The following is a 3,119-nucleotide window of genomic DNA, read 5'->3' as shown; positions in this document are numbered from 1 at the left end:
CAACGGCAAAATCGACACCAAAGCCCTCCCCACACCCAACCACCACCGCCCCGACCTCAACCACACCTACACCGCCCCCCGCACCACCACCGAACGCACCCTCGCATCAGTCTGGGGCGACATCCTCGGCATCACCACCATCGGCATCCACGACAACTTCTTCGAGCTGGGTGGCGACTCGATCATCAGCATCCAGATGATCGCCAGGGCGAAGAAGTTCGGTCTGCACCTCACCCCGCGCACGATCTTCAAGCATCAGACGATCGCCGAGATCGCGGTCCACGCCGGCGCGACCACGCTCGTCGACGCGGAGCAGGGTCGGGTGGTGGGTGACGTACCCCTGACTCCGATCCAGCACTGGTTCTTCGAGAAGGAACTGCCGGCGTTCGACCACTTCAACCAGGCTGAGCTGCTGGCCACCGACGCCTTGGACCCTGACGTCCTCAGGTCGGCGCTGGCCGACCTGATCGAGCACCACGACGCCTTGCGCCTGCGGTGCGAGAGCGGTGAGAACGGCTGGCGCCAGTATCTGGACGAGTCGGCGGACACCGACATCCTCGACGTCCACGACCTGTCCGACGTCACCGACGAGGCCTTGAACTCGGTGTCGCTCGGAATCGCGGAAGGGACGCAGCAGAGCCTCGACCTGGCGAAGGGGCCGTTGATGCGGTGTGCCCTGCTGGAGCTGGGGGCGGAACGGGGGCAGCGGTTGCTCATCGCCGTACACCACCTGGCGGTCGACGGGGTCTCCTGGCGGATCCTCCTGGAGGACCTGGGGAGTTGCTACGAGCAGCGCGCCGCCGGCCGGGCGCCACGACTCCCCGCGAAGACGACGTCTTTCCGGGCCTGGGCGGAACGGCTGCGCGAATTCGCGACCTCGGGCGCGGCAGGCGCCGAGTTCGCGTACTGGGCGAAGGAGAAGCCCGATGGGCGGGTTCCGCGTGACCGGGACGGTCGTAACGAACTGGGCTCGGCGTCCACCGCCGCGGTGGCCCTCACCGCCGAGGAGACACGCGCCCTGCTGCGGGACGTGCCACGCGTCTTCAACACGCGGATCAACGACGCACTCCTCACCGCTCTCGCCCATGCGCTGCGGGACTGGACGGGGGACGACGAGACCCTGATCGGTCTGGAGGGGCACGGCCGGGAGGATCTCTTCCCCGACGTCGACCTTTCGCGGACCGTCGGGTGGTTCACGTCCGTGTTCCCCGTCGCGCTGCGGCTGGCGCCCGGCTCCGAGCCGCTCGATTCGCTCGACTCCGTCAAGGAGCAGCTGGGCCGGATACCGAACAACGGCGTCGGCTACGGCGCCCTGCGCTACCTCGGAGCCCCCGAAGTGACGTCCGCCCTGGGTCGGCAGCCAGTTCCTGAGGTCAACTTCAACTACCTGGGGCAGTTCAGCCGGGACCTCCCGGGCATCGGTCGGTACGCCGCGGCGAACGAGCCCAAGGGGCACTCGATCAGTCCTGACGGCATGCGCTGGAACGTCCTCGACGTGACCGCGGCCGTCGAGGGGGACACGTTCGGGGTGTACATCAATTACTCGGCGGCGCTGCACGACCAGCACACCGTCGAGCGGCTGGCCGACGGAATGATCAACCACCTGCGCGGGCTGATCGCCGGCAGTGCCGAAGGCGCCGCCGACTCACGCCGGACCGCCCCCGGCATCCCCCTCACCGACGTCGGTGACACCGACATGGCCGCGATCCTGAAGAGGTTCTCGATATGAGCACGCACAACGTGGAAGACGTCTACGGGCTCTCGCCCCTGCAGTTCGGGATGCTGTTCCACTCGCTGGAGGACACGTCCGACACCCGCCCGTACATGGTCCAGATGACGGAAGAGGTCGAAGGCGACTTCGACGACGCGCTCTTCGGACAGGCGTGGCAGCAGCTCGTCGACCGACACTCGATTCTGCGGAGCGCGTTCGTGTGGGAGGGCGTGTCGGAGCCGGTACAGGTGGTGCAGCGCGAGGCCCCCGTGCCCTTCGAGGTGCGGGACCTGCGTGGCCTGCCCGAACAGCAGGAGCGGCTGGACGCCTTCCTGGCGGAGGACTGGGAGCGCGGGTTCGACCTCTCCCGGGCCCCGCTGGTGCGGGTGACTGTGCTGCGGGCGGCGGAGGAACGGCGGTTCGTGGTCTGGTCGTTCCACCACATCCTGCTGGACGGATGGAGCGTGCAGATCCTCCAGAAGGAGCTGTTCGCCCTCTACCGCAGTCTCCTCGACGGCAGGTCTGCTGCTCTGCCGCCGACCGTTCCGTACCGCCGCTACATCGAATGGCTCAACGCCCAACAGGGCGACGCCTCGGCGGACTTCTGGACGAAGTATCTGGCAGGGGTATCCGAGCCGACCAATCTGCACGTGGACCGGGACACCGGGGACACCGGCGTCGGGGAGTTCGAGGTGCACGCCCCCTCCGACCTGTTCGCGCAGGCCCGCGACTACGCCAGGTCGCAGCGGATCACGATGAACACCCTGGTGCAGGGGTTGTGGTCGATCCTGCTCTCCCGGTACAGCCGCCGTGACGAGGTGCTGTTCGGCTCGACCATCTCGGGCCGCTCGATCGCGCTGCCCGGCGTGGACTCGATGATGGGCCTGTTCATCAACACGCTACCGGTGCGAGGCCGGCTCACCGGTGAACTCGGGGTCGCGGACTGGCTGCGGGATCTCCAGGACGAGCAGTTGGAGATGCGGCAGTGGGAGTACTGCCACCTCGTCGACGTACAGAAGCACAGCAGCATCCCCCGGGGAGAGCCGCTGTTCCGGTCCATCCTGGTCTTCGAGAACTACCCGGTGGTGCAGAAGCCGTCGGACTTCCCCGAGGGACTGACCCGGCGCCTGGTCAACTGCGTGGAGCGCACGGGCTACCCGCTCACCTTGGTCGCGTCGGCGGGCCGTGCGATGGAGTTCCGGTTCGTGTACGACCGGAGCAGGTTCGACGCGGCGACGATCGAGCGGATGGCCGGCCACCTGCGGACCCTGCTGGAGTCCGTCGTAGCGGCTCCCGGAGCACGCATCGCTGAGCTGAACATGCTGACGGTGCGGGAGCGGCAGGAGATCCTGGTCGACTGGAACGGGAAGACCGGCCCCTACCCCGACACCGCGACGATCCACCAGCT

2 protein-coding genes are annotated in these 3,119 nt (G+C 67.8%); both read left to right on the top strand.

What is annotated here, in order from left to right; all coding sequences use genetic code 11:
- Positions 1-1,729, top strand: a 1,729-nt coding sequence (locus ACIO3R_RS39485; protein WP_402111946.1) for a condensation domain-containing protein, incomplete at its 5' end; no start/stop codon positions are given.
- Positions 1,726-3,119, top strand: a 1,394-nt coding sequence (locus ACIO3R_RS39480) for a condensation domain-containing protein (protein ID WP_402111944.1), incomplete at its 3' end; no start/stop codon positions are given. The genes ACIO3R_RS39485 and ACIO3R_RS39480, both read left to right, overlap by 4 nt.

Origin of the sequence: Streptomyces sp. NPDC087428 (assembly GCF_044744085.1) — a bacterium.
Classification (GTDB): Bacteria; Actinomycetota; Actinomycetes; order Streptomycetales; family Streptomycetaceae; genus Streptomyces.
Note: the sequence above shows the minus strand (reverse complement) of the source record. Positions and strands in the feature narration are given on the sequence as shown.